The organism is Microbacterium sp. LCT-H2, assembly GCF_001866135.1.
Classification (GTDB): domain Bacteria; phylum Actinomycetota; class Actinomycetes; order Actinomycetales; family Microbacteriaceae; genus Microbacterium.
In genome coordinates, this window is sequence record NZ_MODW01000001.1 from 497,610 (window position 1) to 517,958 (window position 20,349).

The window sequence follows — 20,349 nt, forward strand, 5'->3', positions numbered from 1 at the left end:
ATGAGCACTACGACACCCCTCACGATCGCGATGGTGGGGACCCGAGGCGTGCCTGCCGCCTACGGCGGGTTCGAGACGGCCATCGAGGAGGTCGGCCGCCGCCTGGCCGACCGTGGGCACGACGTCGTCGTGTACACCCGCGGTTCCGAGCACCGGGAAAAGGAGTACCTCGGCATGCGGGTGGTGCACCTCCCCGCCGTCCCCGTGAAGCAGGTCGAGACGCTCAGCCACACCGGGCTCTCGGCCCTGCACCTGCTCGTCCACCGCCGCCCCGATGCGACCTTCGTCTTCAATGCCGCGAACTCGCCGTTCCTGCCCCTGCTCCGGCTGCGCCGGGCGCCCGTCGCCCTGCACATGGACGGTCTCGAGTGGCGTCGTTCGAAGTGGGGTCCGCGCGGCAAGGCCTACTACCGCTGGGCCGAGCAGTTCGGCGTCCGCACCGCCGACGCGCTCATCGCCGATGCCCCCGGCATCTCCGACTACTACCGTCACCAGTTCGACGTGCCGACGGAGCTGATCCGCTACGGCGCGCCGATCCTCGAGGAGCCGCCGACGCATCGTCTGGCCGAGATGGACCTCGCTCCCGGCGGCTACCACCTCGTCGTCGCGCGGTTCGAGCCGGAGAACCACGTGCTCGAGATCGTCCGCGGCTACCGGGCCAGCGCCGCGCGCCTGCCGCTCGTGGTCGTCGGGTCCGCGCCGTACGCGGCCGGGTACATCCAGGAGATCCGGAACGCCGCCGAGGGCGACGAGCGGATCCACCTGGTCGGCGGCGTCTACGACCAGGAGCTCCTCGACGCGCTCTACGCCCACGCCGCCACCTACCTGCACGGTCACTCGGTCGGCGGCACCAACCCGTCGCTCCTCCGTGCCATGGGAGCGGGCACGGCGGTGATCGGCTACGAGGTGCCCTTCAACCGCGAGGTGCTCGACGGCAACGGGTGGTTCTTCACCGATGCGGACGACGTCGCCGCGCATGTGACCGCCGCCGAGGCTGATGTGGCCACGCGCGACGCGCATGCCGCAGCCGTGCAGGAGATCGCCCGGACCCGATTCCGGTGGGACGACGTGGCCGACGAGTACGAAGACCTCGCTCGCCGCCTCGCCGAGGGCTCCAGCATCCATTCCTCCGCCCGGCGGGCACGTCGACGGAGCACGGACTGGGTCCCCACCCCCGCGGACGCGGCCCGATGATCGCGGGAGATAACCGCAAGACCGTCCTCCTGGTGCATCCGGGCGCGGAGATGTTCGGGTCCGACCGCATGCTCCTCGAGAGCGCGACCGGCCTCGTCGAGGCGGGAGCCCGCGTCGTGGTCGCCCTGCCGAGCACGGGTCTCCTCGTCGCGCCGCTGCGAGAGGCCGGCGCGGAGGTCGTCATCCTGCCGATGCTCGTGCTGCGCAAGGTCCTGCTCACCCCGCGGGGACTGCCGCGCCTCTTCCGCGACACGTTCCGCGGTCTCGGCTCCGCGTGGCGGCTGATCGGACGCCTCCGCCCCGACGCGGTCTATGTGTCGACCATCATCATTCCGCAGTGGCCTCTTGTCGCCCGCCTCCGGGGCACGCGCGCGGTCAGCCATGTGCACGAGGCCGAAGCGTCCGGCAACCCGCTGGTGAACCGGCTTCTCTATGCGCCGCATCTCGCCTCCGCCCGGACCCTGGTGAACAGCCGCTTCAGCCTGGACACGATCCGGCGCGCGCTGCCGACTCTCGCCGACCGGACCCGCGTGGTGGCCAACGGCGTCGCATCACCCGAGCACCCTGCTCGGCCGCGTCCCCGCCTCGATGGTCCCCTCCGGGTGCTCTACGTGGGCCGGCTGTCGCCGCGGAAGGGTCCCGACCTCGTCATCGACGCCGCCGCCGCGCTTCAGGCGGCGGGCCGTCCGGTCGAGGTCACGCTGCTCGGCGCGGTCTTCGAGGGGTACGAGTGGTTCGAGCGCGATCTGCGCGCACGCGCCGCCGCGACCGGCGTCCCCGTCACCTTCGCCGGCTTCCACCCCGACATCTGGCCCTTCCTCGCCGACGCCGACGTCCTGGTCGTGCCGTCCCGGGTGGACGAGCCGTTCGGCAACACGGCCGTCGAGGGCGTGCTCGGTCTCCGCCCGGTCATCGCGAGCGACAGCAGCGGCCTGCGAGAGGCCGCGGGCGGATACGCGACGGCGCACCTGGTCGCTCCGGACGATGCCGACGCGATCGCGACCGCGCTCGAGGAGGTCCGCGAGCGCTGGGACGACCACGTGGCCGGCGTCGCGGCGAGTCGCGACGAAGCCCTGCGTCGGCACGCTCCCGCGGTCTACCGCGCCGGCGTCACCGCCGGCGTCCTGGACTGACCCCCGCGGATCACACCGATGCGGGGGTGTCGGCGGTCAGCCGCGCCCGGTTGCGCACGATGTAGATCGAGAACGGGATCAGCTGGCAGACCAGCAGCGCGAACGCGACCCCGATCAGCGGTCCGACGATGCCGAGGATCGGCGTGAGCACGAACGCGAGGATGATGCCGACCGCGGCCATGCTGAGCGTCGGGATCACTTGGAAACGGATCCCGGGCTTGTCCATGATGAACATCCCCAGCGGGTACACGGCCGCGGTGAGCATGATCATGAGCCCGAACGCGAAGATCGTGGTCGGCCGCACCTCCAGCTCCCCCTGGGTGATGAATCCGAACAGCCACGGACCGACGAGCCACACCACGACGGTCGCGAGGGCGACCGCCGTGGCGAACAGCGCGGACAGCAGGAATGGCCCGCGGCGCAGGTCGCCCTGGTGCCGCATCCGCGCGAAGTGCGGCCAGAGGGCGAGTCCGCCGGCCATCACGAGACCGTTGAGCGCGAAGAAGACCTGGCCGGCCACCCCGTACTCCGCGACGTCGGTCGGGCCGCCGAGCTGAGCGATCACATACCGCTGCGACCCCACCGCGATGGGATAGGTCACCATCTGCGCCAACATCGGCCAGCCGACGTCCATGACCCGGACGCCGGGGAACCGTCGCGGCCGCAGCACCATGCGTGCGGCCTCGGGGATCAGCGGAGAGGTGGTGCGTGCGGTGATGAGCACGCCCAGGATCGAGACGATGAGAGACGCCGCGAAGGACGCCATCGCCGCATAGGAGTGGAGGTCGTCGCCGCCGAACGTGAGGAGCAGCCAGACGCCGGCGAGAGTGAGGGGCGAGATGAGACCCTGCAGCAGGATCACGATGTGGTTCTTCCGCTGCCCGAGCATGATCCGCGCCCAGATCCCGAGCGGGATCCCGAGGCAGAAGATGGTCACGCAGAAGAACGCCGCGAGCGACGCCCCCGGCTGCTGCCCGGCGTCGCCGAAGATGAGCTCCCAGGCTCCGGTGGCGAGGAGCACGGTGTTGATCGCCATCGCGGAGGCGGCGAACAGCAGCAGCACCCGACCGACGGAGGTCAGCTGGTAGCGCAGCTTCTCGTCCGTCCGGACGTCGTCGCTCGTGGCCACGGCGTTCACGAGCACGGCGCCGCTGCCCAGGTCGGTGAAGGTCAGCAGCGACGGGATCGTGGTGAGCAGCGTGTAGAGGGCGAAGCTGCCGACGCCCGCGTCCCCGATGATCATCCGTGTCGTGAGAACGCCGCACACCAGCGCGATGACCATCGTCAGCGCGCGGGCGCCGACAGCGAGAAGAGAACCCATACCTAGATCGTCACCGCGGCAGGGCTCCCAGCGTCGCGCTGTTGCCGGGGAGTCGCGATACCGAGGCGATATCCGCCGGGACCGGCACTGCCACTGCGGCCTGCCGCTGCGCCTGCGCGGGGACCAGTGCGTATGTCGCGGACACCACGGAGGCTCCCTGTACGAACTGCGAGCGGCGGTCCTGGCCCGTCGCCGCCGTGAAGGCCACGAGGGTGTCGGCCACCGCCGGATCCCGCGAGACGGATCCCTTCGACCACGCCGAGAACCATCGGGGAGTGCCCGGGGCGGTGCGGTGATAGAGGTTGCCGTTCACGCTCGACATCATCTGCGCACCCGTGAAGGTGGTCGAGTAGTCCTGCACGCAGACCAGGCAGTTGCCGGCGCTCTCCGCCATGACGTTGTTCGACATCACGGTGTTGCGCACGATCCACGGCGCCAGCGGCGCGTACCGCGTGCGTGGATCATGGCCGGCCGCGTTCGGGTCGGAGGCTCGGCGAGCGTCCTGACCGATGCTGATGTTCCGGTTGGCATTGCCCACGAAGGTGTTATTCCAGATCTTCACGTTTCCGGAGTTCAGGACGAACAGTCCGAAATCGCCGTTGCGCGCGATGATGTTGTCCGCGACGACCGCCCGCTCGGAGAGTTCGACCATGACGCCGTGGCCGGTGTTGCCGATCACGTCGTTGCCCGTGAAGACGATGTCGATCACCGACTCGTCGAACCAGGGACCACGCCCGGCGTTCCCGGTGAAGGCGCTGTCGGAGACGGTCACACCCCGCGTCCGGGTGACCTTGAACGCCCCGGATACCGGGGAGTGGTTGAAGCGCTCGGCGTTGTTGCCGACGGAGAGCATCTGCTTCACCTTCAAGCCGTCGGCCTGGCTGGCCCCACCGCCGAGAAGCCCGTTGCCGATCAACGAGACCCGCGTCAGCGTCGTCCGGGGCGCCCAGGAGTAGAAGCCGGTCGTCGAGTTGTCCCGGATGGTCACGTCGGCCAGCGTGATGTCGCTCGCCGCGGCGATGACCGTCCCCATCTGGGGCACGCTGGTGGCATATCGCCGCACGCCGATGCCACGCACCTCGGATCCGGCGGAGCGGATCGAGAGGGCCTGCGTGAGGACGCTCGCCTCCACGGACTTGCCGGTGGGATCCGTGCCGATCACGAGCCGCTTCGCCTTGTCGTCGACGAAGAACGTCCCGGCGACCACCTGTGCGGCGGAACCGACCTCCCGCAGCTGCACGCCCGCGACCCACACCTGGTCCGGATGCGCGGCCATGGGGTACGCGGGATCGACGAAGCGCCACTCCGCCTGGGCATTGTCAGGCGCGCCCTTCGTGTAGGTGGGGCTCGAGTCGAGCGCCGTCCCCCACCCGTCCACCGTCCAGGTGTTCCCTGTGGCCTTCCAGCCGGTGACGGCCTTCGCCCCGTCCATCCAGACCGCCTCGTTCGGAGCCGGCTGGATCGTGACCCGTTTCTGCGGCGGCACGATGACCTCTTCGTGGTAGGTCCCGCCCCGGAGCACGATGGTGCCTCCGTTCGGCACGAGCCGCAGCGCTGCCGCGATCGTGCGCACCGGCGCCTTCTGCGTACCGGCGGCGGCGTCGGATCCGCCCGGCGCCGCGTAGATCGCGGTCGCGGGAGCCGGGTACGACAGCGTGCCGGGGGCAGCAGCACCTGGCTTTCCGCGGACGCCGGCCGGAGTCGCCGGCGGGGCGGGCGTGACCGGGTTCGTCGGGTTCGCCGGCGGAGCCGGAGCCGGGTTCGGTGCGGGCGCAGGGGTCGGCGTCGGCGCAGGAGTCGGAGTCGGCGCAGGAGTCGGAGTCGGCGTCGGCGTCGGCGCGGTGACCAGGATGTCGTCGAGCGCCAGCGGAGCGGCTGCCTTCGCCCCGGACGAGGTGTACAGCGCGAAGCCGTAACCCCCCGCGGCGGTGATCCGGGCCGCCGAGGAATCGGCGTGTGTCACCTGCCACGCGGAGGGCTCGGCGCCCCCTGCCACCCAGGCCTTGGCCGCGAGCATCACCGGGCTGGTCCCGGTCACATCGAGGGCGACGCGCAACGACATGCCCTTCGTCACGGCGAACGGGAGTCGCCGCTCACTCAGATTCTGCACCGTCGTGAGATCGGTCATCCGGACGACGGAGACGTAGGCGGAGCCGTCGGGGTGCACCCGCAGCCGCACGCCATACGAGTCCTTGCCCACGATGCGGACGGCTTGGGCGAGGTAGAGAGGGCCACCGACGGGGAGGGCGGGGACGGTCACCGTGTAGCGGCTGGACACGTCCGCCGCAGTCACCCCGGCCACGGTCGCCCGCGCCGTGATCCCGGGCTTCCGGCTGGCGAGCATCCCCCGCCCGTTCGTGACGCTCGACGTGCCCTCGACCACGCGCCACGCGCCGACGGGAGCCGCGCCCCAGCCGGAGGCGACGGTACGGTTCATGTCGTCCGAGAGCAGAGGCGCCGCGGACGTGGCTGCCGGCCGGACGGACGGTGAGGCGGCGACCGCCGCGGACGCCGGTGCGGCGACCAGCGCTCCGGAGAGCGCGACGGCGATGCCGAGGACGCCAGCGAGCAGGCGATGGCGAGGACGCGGCGCGGCGGGCGCGGCGTCAGACGAGAGACGAACAGGGAACGGAAAGGACACGATGTCACCGTTTCTGGGGCAGACTGCACGATCAACCCACGCTTCGCCGCAGTTTCAACCCCGGCGACAAAGAGCGAGCCCCCTCGCAACCCATGAAGAATAACCGCCTCTCCAGGCGATGGCAAACGTTTCGAGCCCCTCCACCGATATGCTGCGTGCCCGCGCACGGCGGACCGCGGGTGCGTCACTCGCTGTAGTACTCGCTGCGGTGACGATCGGGACGTGCGCGGTTGAGGACCGTGCCGAGGATGCGTGCGCCGCCCGATTCCAGCGACTTGATGCTCTTCTCCAACGCTGCGCGCCTCGTCTTCGTGGCGTCGACGACGAGGATCACGCCGTCCGTCTGGGTGGCCAGGAGATTGGCGTCCGCGACGCTGAGCGTCGGGGGCGAGTCGATCACGACGTAGTCGTAGTCCGCGGCCGCGAAGTCGAGAAGCTGCGCCATGCGAGCCGACGTGAGCAGCTCGGCAGGGTTCGGCGGGATGGTACCGGCCGGGAGGATGTCGAGCGTGGTGTCCGCGACACGATGCTTCGCCACCTCGAACTCGACCTCGTCGAGCAGCACGCTGGTGAGTCCGACCGAACCGTCGATACCGGCGTGCTCGTGGGCGCGCGGACGCCGCATGTCTGCGTCGATCAGGAGGACGGAGTTGCGGAGCGCCGCAAGGGTCATCGCGAGGTTGACCGACACGGTCGACTTGCCCTCGGCAGGCATGCCGGAGGTCACCAGCAGCACCTTCACCCGGGACGAGACGTTCGCATACGCGAGCGCCGACCGGATGCGCCGGAACTCCTCGGACGTGTGGCCGAGCGGCTCCTGGGAGACGGCGATTCCCCGCGCCTCCAGCAACGGCGACTTGGAGACGACGCCGAGCACGGGATCTCCCCCGGCCTGCGTCAGCGCCTCCTCGTTGCGGACCCGCGTGTCCAGCACTCCGATGAGCACAGCGGCCGCGAGGCCCAGCACGCCACCGAGGAACCCGCCGAGCGCTGCATCCCTCGGCTTGCTCGGGGTGAACTGGAACTCCGGGACCACGGCGTCGTCGATGACCTCGGCCGTGATCGTGGACTCGCCCTGCGGGTCCTTCGGGGCGACGTCTTTGACGACCGTGATGAGCTGTTCGGCGACCGCGTTCGCGAGATCGGCGGCGGATTCCGGGTCGTCGGTGATGCCGGTGACGCGCAGGGTGACCGTGCTCTGCGGGATGGTGACCTCGATGTCTCTGGCGAGCGCGCGGGGTGTCGTGTCGAGACCGAGCTCCTCGATCACCGGGTCGAGCACCCGCGAGCTCGTCGCCAGCTGGGCGAAGGAGAGCATCTGGCTCTGGGTGTACACGGACCCCTGGTTGAGATCCGAGGCGCTCGTGCCCTGGTTGAGCGCGAAGTAGAGCGAGGTGGTCGCCTGGAACAACGGCGTCTGCAGCGACGCGTATCCGTATGACCCTGCGGCGCCCACGACGCCGCACAGCACGATCAACCACCAGAACTTACGCAGTGAGCCCGCGATGACACGCAGGCTGACCCGGCTCTCGGCCATGACTCCCCATTCCCCCTGAGGTCTCGATTCTAGAGGAGCCATCTGCACGTCTCCCTCACGTTTGCCGCACCTGTGGAGCGGCTGGGGTCGGCGGCGGTGCCGACGTGTCCAGATCGCGCAGGAATGCCGTATCGGCCGCGGTGGATCGTGTCCCTGCGTCTCGCGCCCAGGTCACCGCGAGCCCCACACAGAACCACAGGAACATGCTGTACTGCGTGATGAGGGCGACGACGACCAGGCTCGGAAGCTGTCCGACGACAGCGAGGGCGGCAGGACTCCGCGTCGACCGCCGCACGGCCAGGAGCGCCGCGCAGACGAGGGCCGCCATGATGAGCAGCGTCGGCACGTAGCCGTACCGGAGCAGCGTGAGCACGAGGGCGTTGTCCACCGAGCGCGCGAAGTACCCCAGGTAGTAGTCGCCGGAGACGAGGGAATGCCAGTCGCCGGGGTTGCCGAACAGCTGCACCTGCTCCAGGAGGACCAGGAGGTCGGTGCGGTAGTCGGCGCTGCCCCCGGCTTCCTCCCCCGCCGCACCGAACACGGAATCGATGACGGGGATGACGATCGCGGCACCGATCACTCCGGCCACCGCCACCGTCACCCGGAAGCGTGTCGAGACGCCGACGATGAGGAAGGTGGACAGGACCAGGGTGAGCACCAGGGTGAGCAGGCCGGCACGACTGAAGGTGAAGACCGTGGCGGTGGCGATGAGCACGATGCCGGTGATCTTCGGGAACAGCCGCCACCTGGTCGCCACGACGAACGCGGAGGACATCGCCAATGCCGCGCCGAGCGCGATCGAATGCCCCCACGCCCCTTCCGCACGCAGCACCCCACCGCGCTCCTGGAGCGGACTCCACGTCTCGTACACCACACCCGACCCGGGGATGAGGACGAAGGGGTTGAAGGACGTGAGGAACTCCACCACCGCAAGCGCCGCTGCCACGATGGCCACGACCGCGATCGTCGACGTGATCCAGTCGGTCGTCACGCGCGCAAGCACCACGCGCCCCCAGATGTACGGGATCACCCACTCCAGGAGCGATGCGACGAGGGAGGCGAGGTCGACAGTGCCGAACCCGTACAGGCCGACCACGACGAGGACGAACGCCGCGACCCAGGCGTCGGCGGCGCGCAGCGGCACGACCGACCAGTTCACGATGATCAGCAGGACGGTGAGCAGGGTGATCCCCGCCCAGTAGAACCCGAGGTTGACACCCACCCAGAGCGGTACGAAGAACAGCACGACGGCCCACACCGCGAAGGCGACGCGCGGAAGCAGCCGGAGGGCGAACACGACGATGGCCACTGCCGCGATTCCGCCGAAGGCGAGGAGCGCGATCGGGACAGCAGTGGCCATGCGTCAGGATCTTACTGCGGTGCGGTGACGCGGAACGAATCGAACGACACGCCCAGCGGCGCGGTCGCGCTGCCGGAGCGGTTGCCGCTCAGACCCACCGCGCCGGCACCCAGGGGCGCCGCGTCGGTCGTGGTGATCTGCCAGGCTGCCGGCTTCGTGGTGTCCGTCGGCCAGAACTTGGCGGACAGCGTCGCCGACGTCGTCCCGGTCACGGACACCTCGAGGTTGTACGAGGTGTTCGCCGCCCAGACCAGCCCGGGTACAGCCTGCGTGCGCAGGACGGTCCCTTCGCGGTGCACGACGAGCCAGACCGTGCCGTCGGGACGCAGCCAGGCGCGGACGAAGTACTTTCCGGCCGCCGACTGCCGCGCGATCACGCCGATGTAGGCGCCGCCCGCCGCAGGGGCCTGGTCGACCCGGAACTGTGTCTCGAGCACCGTGTCGGCGGCCGACGTCGTGTTGAGCGTCGCGTGGCGGGTGTCCCCGGCGATGAGGTTCAGCTTCGCCTGACCGTCGGCCACCGTCGCCGCCGCCTGCGAACCGCCCGCGATCGTCCACGCCCCGCCGACCGTGGCGGTGCCCCAGCCGGGTCCCGCAGTACGGTCGAAGCCGTCGTCGGCCACCGGAGCCGGCTGCGGCTCGGGCTGCGGCTCGGGCTCGGGCTCGACGGGAGGCGCCGTCACGGTCACCGGCTTGCTGGTGGTGTGCGTGGCCCCCTTGTCGTCCTTCACCGTGAGGGTGACGGTGTAGGTCCCCGCCGCGGTGTAGGTGCGGCTGCTCGTCGCACCCGTCCCGGTCGTCCCGTCGCCGAAGTTCCATGCGTACGAGGCGATGGTGCCGTCGGAGTCGGTCGAGGCGCTGCCGTCCACGGCGACCGTGAGGTTCGTCGCGGTCGCGGTGAAGGCAGCCACCGGAGCGACATTCGCGGGCTCCGGTTCGGGCTGCGGCTCGGGCTCCGGGGCCGGCGTGCCGAGGTTCTTCAGCGTGAAGTCGTCGAAGCTGGCGAGGTTGGTGCCCGTGGCGCTGCCCGCGCGGTAAGAGAACACGGTCGGGGCGCCGGCGACCTGGAGGGCCGGAGTCGCATCCGTCGTGGTGAGCTGCCAGTTCGCGGGCTCTGCCGACCCCGACGCCCACAGCTTGGCGCGGATGGTCGTCGTGGACGACCCGGTCGTCTCCATGAGAAGCGTGAACGAGCTGCCCGCGCTCCAGGTGAGCCCGGAGACGGCGGTGCTGGCGATCGCGGTGCCGTTGCGGTGGATCACGAGCCAGGTCGTGCCGTCGGCCCGGTGCCAGGCGAGGGCCCGGTAGCCGGCGGACCCGGAACGGCGAGCGCCCAGTCCTTCGTACGCCACCCCGGTGGAAGGACCGGAGGCGAGGGTGTAGCTGATGCGCGCGGAGGAGTCGAGGACCGACGTGCCCTGCAGCAGCATCTCCCTCGTCTCACCCGGCGTCAGGTTCACCTTGCCCACGCCGTCGCCGACGGAGAGCACCGCGGCGGAGCCGCTCACCGGCGCCCAGGTGCCACCCTTGTCGGCAGCACCCCAGCCGCTCGAGACGACACGGCCGAAGGCATCGGATGCCGCGAACACCTGAGCGGTCAGCGTCACCGTCTTGGTGGCCGTCGCCGTCGACCCGAGGCTGTCGGTCACCGTCAGGGTGATCTCGCGCGCCCCGGCGCTCGCGTAGGTGTGGCCGGCGGAGGCTCCGGAGCCCGCGGGGGATCCGTCGCCCCAGTTCCACGAGTAGGTCAGAGTCGCGCCGTCGGACGCGCTCGAACCCGCGGCGGAGACGTCGACGTTCAGCCCCGAGGCTGTCGCCGTGAAGGCAGCCACCGGGTCGGCATGCGTGGTCGTCACCTGTCGAGTGGTGGAGGCGCTGCCGCCGCGATCGTCGGTGACGGTCAGAGTCACCGTGCGGGTGCCGGCCGTGGCGTACACGTGGGTGGCCACCTGCCCGGTCGACGTCGTGCCGTCCCCCCAGTTCCAGGCATAGGAGGCGAGAGAGCCGTCCGAGTCCGCCGAGGCGGACGCGTCGGCCGAGACCGTCAGGCCGTTCGCGGTCGTCTCGAAGGCAGCCGTCGGGAGGATGTTCGGCGCCTGCACCACGACCTGCTTCTCCGCCGTGCTGGCGAGCCCGTTGCTGTCCGTCACCGTCAGCGTCACCGTGTAGGTGCCGGACTTCTCGTACGTGTGGCTCGTCGTCTTGCCGGTCGCCGTGGCCGAGTCGTCGCCGAAGTCCCACTTGTAGCCGGCGATCGTCGCCGACCCCGCGGGCGCCGAGGCCTCCGCGTCGAACGCGACGGCGAGGTCGGTCGGGGTGGCGGAGAAGGCCGCGGTGGGTGCCTGGAAGCCCTTGCCGATGCCGTAGTGCGTCTTCACCTGCGTCGGGGTGAGCGCGAACGGGTAGACCGCGACCTCGTCCAGGGATCCCTTGAAGTACTTGGAACTGGGCTCGGACGGCCATCCGGCGAGGTTGTCCCCGCCGATACGCCAATATCCCGTGTAGTTCTCCGCGGTCGTGGCCCCGGCGAGCGACGAAACGAGCTGGCCGTCGACGTAGAGCTTCATCCCGTCCGCACTCTGCGTCGCGACGGCATGGTGCCACTGGTTGTCGTTGAGCGCCGCGCCGTTCTGCACCGTCTGCGTGCTGCCGTTGTAGGTACCGAAGACGAGGCGGCCGTTGTTGGTCATGTAGATGTGACGGTCGTAGCTGGTCGACTCACCCGACGCCGCGGCGCCGTAGCCCAGCAACTTGCCACCGCTGGTGGTGTTGGTCTTGAACCACAGTTCGGTCGAGAACTCGGAAGGCGCGGCGATCTTGCTTCCGGAGGCCACACGGCCCGTGTTCGTCCCGGTGAAGGTCGAGGCGCCGGTCGCGGTGTTCTCCACACCGGACGTCGATGCGGTCACTCCCGTGCCGAACACGGGGGTGTTGGATCCGGCCCAGTCCTGCGCGACGGTGCCGAGCGGGTAGTAGAGCTGCGGGCCGTCCGCCGTGACGGCGTTGACGTAGTTCGACACCGCACCGGCCGCGATGGTCACGCTCATCGCCTGGCTGGAGACGGAGTTGCCCGCACTGTCCTTCGCGACGACGGTGTACTCCTGCGTCGACCCGGGAGCTGCGGTCTTGTCCTCGAGGTTCACCGAGGGGCGGTCCCACCAGGTGCCGCGGGCGGTGGCGGTGGCCACCGGTGCGGTGGTCCCCGTCCGGCGCAGCTCGTAGGTCAGGGTGAGGTCGTCACGATCCCAGTTCGCGGGGATCGAGATCCGCGCACGCCCGGGGATGAACGACTGCGCCGTGCCGGTCCAGTTGGCACCCGACAGCCGAGGGCCGTCCTTCGCGCCGCCGGGCGGGTTGGTGGAGAAGCGCACGAGCCCCTCGAATCGACCGTTGTTCACGGAGCGGAACTCACCGCCGATCGAGATCATGTTCCCGGCACCGGTGATGGAGAGACCGGCCTGCCCCATTCCCGTGGTCACGCCGACAGCCCAGTCCGGTGTCCAGGCGTAGGCCGAGGGCGCCGGCGTACCGGCCCAGTTCTTGTACGTGCCGCCGGCCGCCGGCTGGTTGCCCAGCAGACCGCGGGCGTCCGCGGTGTACGCCTCCGAGTAGCGGTGCGTACGCGGGTTCTGCTCCGGGTGCATGCCCATCGTGCTGCAGGCATGGGTGTGGCTGGTCGTGTAGACCGTCTTGCCGGTCGAGTAGACGCCGTAGTGGTCGCCGAGGCAGTCCGCGATCCAGCGGACCTTGCCGCTTCCGGCCTCTGCCGCGAAGGTGCCCTCGAGGTTGCCCGTGGCCGCGTCCGCATACACCCACCCGGTGCCGTAGACGGCGCCGGCGTCGGCCGCGAGTCCGAAGATCCCCGCCTTGCCCGAGGTCGCCCCGGTGTTCGAGCCGTTCTTCACCGTCTGCGGCAGCGCCCATCCGCTGTCCACGGCACCGGTCGTCTTGTCGAGCGCGACGGTGCCGCGCATCGTCAGGTCGCCGTTGACTTGAGAGAAACGACCGGCGGCGATGACGTTCTGACCCGCCGGGTCCATCACCATGGCGTCGACCTGAAGGTCCGTCTGCGGCGCCCAGCTGAGCAGCGCGCCGTTCGTCGAGGAGAAGGCCGCGAGGTTCTTGCGCGGGGTCGCGTTGCCCTGTGTGAAGAGACCGCCGACGTAGACGCTCGAGCCCGAGGTGGCGAGGGCGTACACGCCGCTGCCGCCGATCGAGGGCGAGAAGCCGGGCAAGAGCTGTCCGGTCACGGCGTCCAGCGCGGCGAAGTTCCAGCGCGTCTGTCCGTTGACGGCGTTGAAGGAGCCGCCGATGTAGATGCGGCTGCCGTCCGGCGAAGCGGCCACGGCCTTGATCACGCCGTTCACCTGCGGTGCGAAGGAGAGCAGCTGACCCGTGTTGATGTCATACGCGAGGACGTTGGAACGGGCGGTCAGGCTCGTCCCCGGTGCGGCGAGAGGTGCCCGGGCGTTGTCGAACTTGCCCACCGCGTAGACGGTCGAGCCGATCGTCGTCTGCGCCCACACATACCCGTTGTCGATCTGCACGGTCGGGATCGGGTCCGACGTCACCACGTCGTCGTTCCGCTGCAGAAGCGGCGGTGGCGTCGACGGCGCATCGGCCGCTGCCGCCCCGGTCGCCCCCAGCGTGGTCATGCCCGTGATCAGCAGCGCCGCCGTCACGACCGACGCGAGTGCGCTCAGCGCCCGCCTCGAAGTGGATGTCTTACCCATGTTGCTCCCCAGCCCCAGATTTCTTCTTTGAAAGTGTCACGCACGAGACGCGGCGGAAGTCGTCGCGTCCACAGCTCAGGAGAGCTCGCCCGCGAAGGTCGCCACCGGCTCACCGGCGGCATAGTTCACACTGATCTTCACGGCGCGGCCCTTCGTGGGGTCGAGCATGAAGACGTAGGTTCCCGTGGCGTCGTCGCCGGCGGCCAGTTCCCCGTGGAGCGGCTCGTTCGGACCCGCGGTGGTGGCCACCCCCACGTCGCCGTCGTCGGTGACGAGGCTGACGACGGCGGAGTCGATGCTCTGCGCCCGCTTCGACTCGTTCGCGACCTTCACGGTCACCACCACGGCGGAGCCGGCATACTCGCCCGGCGTCTCGGGCGTGATCTCGGTGGTCGAGATGTCGTCGACGGTCACGACCATGTCGGTGGACAGGGCGATCTCCGCGTCCAGCGCGCCGCTCTCCTCGGTCAGCGCAGGGGCCTCGGTGGGCCCTTGCGCCTCGGGATCGGCCGGCGGCGTCCAGTCGGTCGTGCTCGTGCCCTCGGGCTCCGGCGACGCCGCGGTGTCCGGTGCCGCCGTGCACCCGGCGAAGGCGAGCGCGAGCGCCACGACGGGCGCGATGAACAGCGCACGTCGTGCGCGAGATGAGCCGTCCCCAGAACGGCATGCTGAAACAGTGAACACTGCAGCTCCCCAGAACCCAGATTCCCCAGCCAGAGCCCCCTCGGCTCCGGTTTCCCCCCAGCCGTGCAGAACACGGCGTCGGCTAATGCTAGTGCGGTCCGTCGAAAACCACAACCCTCCGCTCAGGAGGAATGTCGGCGGTGCCCGCCGAGCTGCCCGGCGATCGCATCGACGGCCTGCTCGACCTCGGTGATGGTGTCGGAGTGGCCCCGACTCCCATGCCGATCGGCGATGGACGCCGGGTCCTGGGCGGAGCGCCGGTCGAGGAGACGACGGAGCGCACCGCCGCGACGCGGCGGGCCGCCGAGCGGCACGGCGCGTGTCCGCGCCCGATCGAGGTACGCGAGGTAGTCGGCGACCACGTCGGACCCCCCGGATGGGAAGCCGACCCCGAGGTGCGCCGCCTCGCGCAGCGTGAACATCCGGTCGCGGTGCTCGGGCGCCGCTCGCACCAGCTCCCCCCGGACATCGCGCGAGGCGGTCAGCACGAGGTCCGCCTCGGCGAGCATCTCCGGCGTGACCTCCTGGGCTCGATGCGCCCGCGACTGCGCCTGCCAGCCCTCGTCGGTGTGCCGCGCGGCGACATCGGCGCAGATCGGGTCGCCGTCGTGGGCGCGCACGCCGGCGCTGCGCACCGAGAACGCGGACCCCTCCCCCAGCCCGCGCCGCAGCGCCAGCTCGGCCAAGGGGGAGCGGCAGACGTTGGCCGCGCACACGATGAGGATCGAGCCGCCGGTCATGCCGCGTCACCGAGCCTTCCGATCTCGCGGAACCACTTCACCGCGGCGAGCGCGAGGAACAGGACCGCAGCGGCACAGAGCGCGGTGTAGGCGACGAGGAACACCGGCGTCCAGCCCCAGAGCACGAAGACGAGGCAGACCAGCCCGAAGTCGGTCGGCAGCAGCACGAGCGAGCGCCGGAGGGTGCCTCCGCCGCGCTCGTGCGTGGACGCGACGGCGTGCTTGCCCTTGAGGAGGTCGTTCAGAAGCATGCCCGAGAACGTGGTCGTGGCGACGATGCTGAACACGATGGGGATCAGCAGCAGCGACGGCGTCTCCGGGAGGACCCGGTACAGGCCGATCAGCACCGCCAGATGCAGCGACGCGATCTTGAGCGTGTCGATGAAGTGGTCCAGCCACTCGCCCTGCGGGCTCCCCCCGCCGCGGAGCCGGGCGACCTGACCGTCCGCGGAGTCCCACGCGTAGCCGAGGACGAGGAGGAGCGCGATGAGCAGCCCGAACGGCACGGTGACCGGGGCGAAGGCGATGAGACCGATCGCCGCAAACGAATGGACGGCGCTGATGATCGACACCTGGTTCGGCGTGAGACCGAGCCGGAACGCCACCGCGGCGAGTACGCGTCCGAGCCGGCGGTTCACGTAGACCGAGTAGGCCGGTGCACCACGCGCGTGCCCCTTCTGCGCCCGTGCGAGCTGTCGGTAGGCGTCTACGACCATGTCGTTCCCTTCGAGTCCGTGCCGGAGAGTCGCGAGATCCGCCGGGCCTCGCGCACCCCGCGGACGTAGGCGCGGAGCGGAGCGGCGGAGTGCAGCAGCTGTCGGCGGCCGCCGCGGAGGATCACCTCGCGGGCGGTACGGGGTATCGACCGGCGCCAGCGATGCACGGTCTCGTCGTCGAGGTGCCGGACCGCGTACAGCATCCGGTTGCGGATGTTGTAGAAGTAGTAGCCCTCCGACTTCGCCCTCGCGAGCTGGGGCTCGGCGCGTTGCGTGCCGCCTTCGTCGTGCACGGCCGTCGCGTCCTCGACGAGGAGGAGCGTGCCTCCGGCCGAGACCACGCGGCGGGAGAAGTCGACGTCCTCCCAGTAGAGGAAGTACTCGTCGTCGAAGCCTCCCGACAGCGCCCACACCTCGCGGGTGATCCACAGGCAGGCACCGCTCAGCCACGCCTCATACGGGCGCACGTCGTCCGCCCGGCGTTTGCGGCGCGCGCGCATCGTGCCGTCCTCGAGCAGGAGGTCGACGCCGGCGAACCACGTGCGTCCGTCGGAGTCGGTGATCACCGGCGAGGCGAGGGTCGTGCGCGAGGCCGCGGTGACCGCGGCCAGGCGCGCGAGCGATGCACGGTCGATATGGGCGTCCGGGTTGATCACGAGGACGTCGGTCGCACCGTCGGCGAGCGCTCGGGCGACCCCGATGTTGACGCCGCCGCCGAATCCGCTGTTCGTCTCGGGGGTGAGGAGGGTCCATCCATGCGCCTGTGCGACGGCGACGGCGGCCTCGCGCTCCGCGGTACCCGCCCAGTTGTCGACGACGACGATCAGCGTCTCCTCGTCGACGGCTCGGGCCTCGCGCTCCACGAGCACCAGGTTGCGCTCGAGCAGCCGCGCCGAGGCGTAGTTCACGACGACGACGGCCAGCCGTCCGTGCACGATTGACACGCGATCCTCCCCCCGGATCCGCCCTCACGGTCCGCTCGGGTCGCCGGTCGAATTCCCCAGAGTCGCGACCGGCGTCGACTCCCAGGACACCGACTATACGCCAGAGGCGGCTCGGCGCACCCGCCGTTCACGGTACGATGAGCCGGCGCGGGGACACAGGCGCACGACTGCCATGGGGATGAGGCGGATGACGAGGGGACCGGGGACGGGCGACGCGATCGCCGTGACGATCGGCGTGCCCACCTACCGACGGCCGGAGCTGCTGGCGGCGCTGCTGCGTGCACTCCCCGACCGGATCGCGGAGTGCACGCATCTCGGCGTGGACGTGGAGGTGCTGGTCGTCGACAACGACGACGCCGGCTCCGCGCGCGAGGTGGCCGCGAGCGCCGCCCTGCCCGTCCGCTACGTCGTCGAGCCGACGCCGGGCATCGTCGCGGCCCGGAACCGGCTGCTCGACGAGTGCGCCGACCGCGATCTGCTGGCTTTCATCGATGACGACGAGGTTCCGCGCCCCGGCTGGCTCGCGGAGCTGATCGCGACGTGGCGCGCCTTCGACGCCGACGCCGTCATGGGCCGCGTCATCTCCGTGTTCGACGACGACGTCGATCCGTGGCTGCTCGCCTCGGGAACGTTCCGCCGTCCACAGCGTCCGACCGGCACCGTGCTCCCGGTCGCCGCCGCGGGGAACCTCCTTCTCGATCTCCGCGCGGTGCGTCGCTTCGGTGTGCGATTCGACCCGTCTCTCGGGCTCGGCGGCGGCGAGGACACGCTCTTCACCCGCGAACTCGTCGATCGCGGCGGCCGCATCGTCTGGTGCAACGAGTCCGAGACGGAAGACCTCGTCGTCGCCGCCCGACTCACCCGAGCGTGGGCGGCCCAGCGGGCGTTCAGCTCGGCGAACGCCGGCACCCGCATCGCGGTGAAGCTCACGCACGGGAGGATGCGCCGCGGGGTGCTCCGCGTGCGCGCCGTCCTCGGCGGCATCGCCCGGATCGTCGTCGGTGCGGCGCGCCGGGCCCTCGGCGCCGTCACCTCGAACATCACCCATCACGCCCGCGGCACCCGCCTGATCCATCGCGGTCGCGGCACCATCGCGGCCGCCTTCGGCCGCCGCTACGACGAGTACCGTCGCCCTTCGGAGGACAACACGATGACCGAATCCGCGTCGAGCATCCGCGTGATGCAGTCCCTGGGCGCGCCGCGCCCCACGACGAATCCGTACAACAAGATGCTCGACGAGGCTCTCGGGACGACGGAAGGCCTGGAACACCTCCGATTCTCCTGGAAGACCGCGCTCTTCGGCCGTTACGACGCCTTCCACTGGCACTGGCCGGAGGCGAAGCTCCACGGATCCACCTGGTGGAAGTCCGCGGGGAAGTTCGCGCTCACGACCGCGCTCGCCTTCCGGCACCGGTTGTCGCGGCGGATCGCCGTGGTGCGCACGGTGCACAACCTGGAACTCCCCGACGACAACGCACCGCGGCTCTGGCTGCTGCGGTTCATCGATCGCCACACCGACTACCGGATCGTCATCAACGAGACCACACCCCTGCCGGCCGGGACCCCGCACAGTCTCATCCTGCACGGGCACTACCGCGACTGGTACGCGGTCTACCCGTCCGCGGAGCGCGTGCACGGACGGCTGGGGTCGTTCGGCGGGATCCGGAGGTACAAGGGCCTCGACGGGTTCATCGACGCCTACGGCGAGGCCGTCGCGATCGAGCCGGCGCTGAGCCTGCGCATCGGCGGGCGTCCGTCCACTCCGGAACTCGCCGACGACCTCCGCGCACGCACCGCCGCGCTCCCCGGAGTCGACCTCCACCTCGACTTCCTCAGTGACGCAGAGCTCGTGGAGCTCGCGACGTCGTCCGAGCTGATCGTGCTCGCGTACCGCTTCATGCACAACTCGGGCAGCGTCCTGGCCGCCCTGTCGATGGGCCGCCCGGTGCTGGTGCCGCGGAACCAGGCGAACGAGGCCCTCGCCCGCGAGGTGGGCACCGAGTGGGTGCACATGTACGACGGGGACGACCTCGACGCCGAGACGCTCGTCTCGTCCTGGCGGGCGGCGTCCGCCCTCGCGGGGACCCCCGACCTCTCCCGTCGCGAGTGGGCGGATGCGGGTCGCGCGCACCGCGACGCCTTCCGAGCCGCCGTGCGCGTCAAGCGCCGGGGACGGGACTGATCCGCCCCCTCAGCCGTCAGCTATGAGACCGCGGACGAGCGCGTCGACCATCGTCCTCGTCGTGAACCGCCGCTCGACCTCGATCCGCCCCTGCCGCCCGAGCGCGGCCGCGCGGTCGGGATCGTCGAGCATCCCGATCAGCGCCTCCGCCAGAGCCTCCGGGTCCCGCGGTGGGACGAGGTCACCGGTGCGGGTGCTGACGTAGTCACGCATGCCCGGGGTGTCCGAGACGACGACGGGGCGGGCGGTGGACAGTGCCTCGAGAGCGACCGTCATCCCGGATGCGTGCAGGTTCGGGCGGGTCGCGGTCACCACGACACTCGCTGTCGCATAGAGATCGCGGAGCTCGGTGTGCGGCAGTCGGCGCACGAGCCGGACGCCCTCCGGAGGCGGCAACGCGGAGGGCGACTGCACGACGACGTCGACGCCCGGGCGTGCGGCGAGGACCAGGGCGAGCGCGGCGTACAGCGTCGCGGGATCCCGGTCCCTGTCGTTGCCCGCGCTGACGATCCGGGGTCGGGCAGCGGGCGGCTGCGCGCCGAAGAACTCGTGGTCGATCCCGAACGGCACGACGAAGATGCGGGGCCCGCCGGTCCCGAGGAGCCGCTGCAGGGGCACGACCTGTGCCTCGCTCAGCACCCAGAGCGCCGTGGCCGCCCGCAGCATCGTCACCAAGCGACCGGGCGCGGCACCGGCCGCCGCCATGTCGGTGAGCCAGATGACCCCCGCGGCGTATCGCGTCCGCGGCCGCAGGATCTGGAGGCGGTAGGCGGTGTTCTCGTCCCAGGCGATGGCGAGCCCCGCGCGGGGTCGGGGGCCGAGGCCGGCACGTGCGCGGAGCCGTGCGATCCGACCGGGATCGGGCAGCTCGTCCACCTCCACCACGGCATGGTCGCGGAGAGCGTCCAGCCCGTACGGCCACACGCTCGGAACCTCTCCCCTGGCGTGTGCGCGCGCCCAGACGGAGGCCGACTGCTCGGCACGATGCGCCCAGGTGACGGACAGCGCCGGGCTGTCCTGGGATCCCACGAGGCCCACTATGGCCCTCGGTCCGGGGGGTGTAAAGGGCGACTTCTCCGCTAGAGTCGAGCGTACGACTGTGGGGGTCGTCGGACGGCAGGGGATGGCCGTCCTCTCAGTGACGCCGCCACGAGCATCGATGTT

13 protein-coding genes are annotated in these 20,349 nt (G+C 70.6%); 3 read left to right on the plus strand and 10 right to left on the minus strand.

Going from position 1 to position 20,349, the window contains the following annotated elements; all coding sequences use genetic code 11:
- Both BK819_RS02415 and BK819_RS02420 read left to right on the plus strand, forming a co-directional pair.
- On the plus strand, nucleotides 1-1,194 hold the full coding sequence (locus BK819_RS02415) for a DUF1972 domain-containing protein (protein WP_071327699.1): 1,194 nt from the start codon (nucleotides 1-3) through the stop codon (nucleotides 1,192-1,194).
- Nucleotides 1,191-2,327: a glycosyltransferase gene (locus BK819_RS02420; protein ID WP_071327700.1), complete on the plus strand. Its 1,137-nt coding sequence runs from the start codon at nucleotides 1,191-1,193 to the stop codon at nucleotides 2,325-2,327. The genes BK819_RS02415 and BK819_RS02420 overlap by 4 nt, the downstream gene beginning before the upstream one ends.
- A gap of 10 nt (nucleotides 2,328-2,337) precedes the next feature.
- Here BK819_RS02420 and BK819_RS02425 read toward each other — a convergent pair whose 3' ends face one another.
- The 9 genes from BK819_RS02425 to BK819_RS02465 form a co-directional block, all read right to left on the minus strand.
- Complete coding sequence (locus BK819_RS02425) at nucleotides 2,338-3,648, minus strand: hypothetical protein (RefSeq protein ID WP_071327701.1); 1,311 nt, start codon at nucleotides 3,646-3,648, stop codon at nucleotides 2,338-2,340.
- Nucleotides 3,649-3,658: 10 nt separating this feature from the next.
- Nucleotides 3,659-6,289, minus strand: a complete 2,631-nt coding sequence (locus tag BK819_RS02430; RefSeq protein ID WP_256209346.1) for a right-handed parallel beta-helix repeat-containing protein — start codon at nucleotides 6,287-6,289, stop codon at nucleotides 3,659-3,661.
- Between the two features lie 184 nt (nucleotides 6,290-6,473).
- The gene (locus BK819_RS02435; RefSeq protein WP_071327703.1) at nucleotides 6,474-7,826 is read right to left on the minus strand and encodes a polysaccharide biosynthesis tyrosine autokinase; all 1,353 of its coding nucleotides are present in this window, start codon (nucleotides 7,824-7,826) and stop codon (nucleotides 6,474-6,476) included.
- Between the two features lie 55 nt (nucleotides 7,827-7,881).
- Complete coding sequence (locus tag BK819_RS02440; protein WP_071327704.1) at nucleotides 7,882-9,186, minus strand: hypothetical protein; 1,305 nt, start codon at nucleotides 9,184-9,186, stop codon at nucleotides 7,882-7,884.
- A gap of 11 nt (nucleotides 9,187-9,197) precedes the next feature.
- On the minus strand, nucleotides 9,198-13,919 hold the full coding sequence (locus BK819_RS17065) for a PKD domain-containing protein (RefSeq protein WP_071327705.1): 4,722 nt from the start codon (nucleotides 13,917-13,919) through the stop codon (nucleotides 9,198-9,200).
- 75 nt (nucleotides 13,920-13,994) lie between these two features.
- Nucleotides 13,995-14,528: a DUF4352 domain-containing protein gene (locus BK819_RS02450; RefSeq protein ID WP_071327706.1), complete on the minus strand. Its 534-nt coding sequence runs from the start codon at nucleotides 14,526-14,528 to the stop codon at nucleotides 13,995-13,997.
- A 197-nt stretch (nucleotides 14,529-14,725) separates the two neighbouring features.
- Nucleotides 14,726-15,343 carry a hypothetical protein gene (locus BK819_RS02455; protein WP_071327707.1) on the minus strand — a complete coding sequence of 206 codons (618 nt, stop codon included), beginning with the start codon at nucleotides 15,341-15,343 and terminating at the stop codon, nucleotides 14,726-14,728.
- Nucleotides 15,340-16,059: a CDP-alcohol phosphatidyltransferase family protein gene (locus BK819_RS02460; protein ID WP_071327708.1), complete on the minus strand. Its 720-nt coding sequence runs from the start codon at nucleotides 16,057-16,059 to the stop codon at nucleotides 15,340-15,342. The genes BK819_RS02455 and BK819_RS02460 overlap by 4 nt, the downstream gene beginning before the upstream one ends.
- On the minus strand, nucleotides 16,050-17,003 hold the full coding sequence (locus tag BK819_RS02465; RefSeq protein WP_256209347.1) for a glycosyltransferase family 2 protein: 954 nt from the start codon (nucleotides 17,001-17,003) through the stop codon (nucleotides 16,050-16,052). Before BK819_RS02465 ends, BK819_RS02460 begins: the two co-directional genes overlap by 10 nt.
- A 187-nt stretch (nucleotides 17,004-17,190) precedes the next feature.
- Between BK819_RS02465 and BK819_RS16955 the strand changes: the two genes are divergently transcribed.
- Nucleotides 17,191-19,185, plus strand: coding sequence for a glycosyltransferase (locus tag BK819_RS16955; RefSeq protein ID WP_256209348.1), 1,995 nt, complete (start codon nucleotides 17,191-17,193; stop codon nucleotides 19,183-19,185).
- A 9-nt stretch (nucleotides 19,186-19,194) separates the two neighbouring features.
- Here the strand turns inward: BK819_RS16955 and BK819_RS02475 are convergent, their stop codons facing one another.
- Nucleotides 19,195-20,214: a glycosyltransferase family 4 protein gene (locus BK819_RS02475; protein ID WP_071328063.1), complete on the minus strand. Its 1,020-nt coding sequence runs from the start codon at nucleotides 20,212-20,214 to the stop codon at nucleotides 19,195-19,197.
- Nucleotides 20,215-20,349 lie beyond the last annotated feature (135 nt).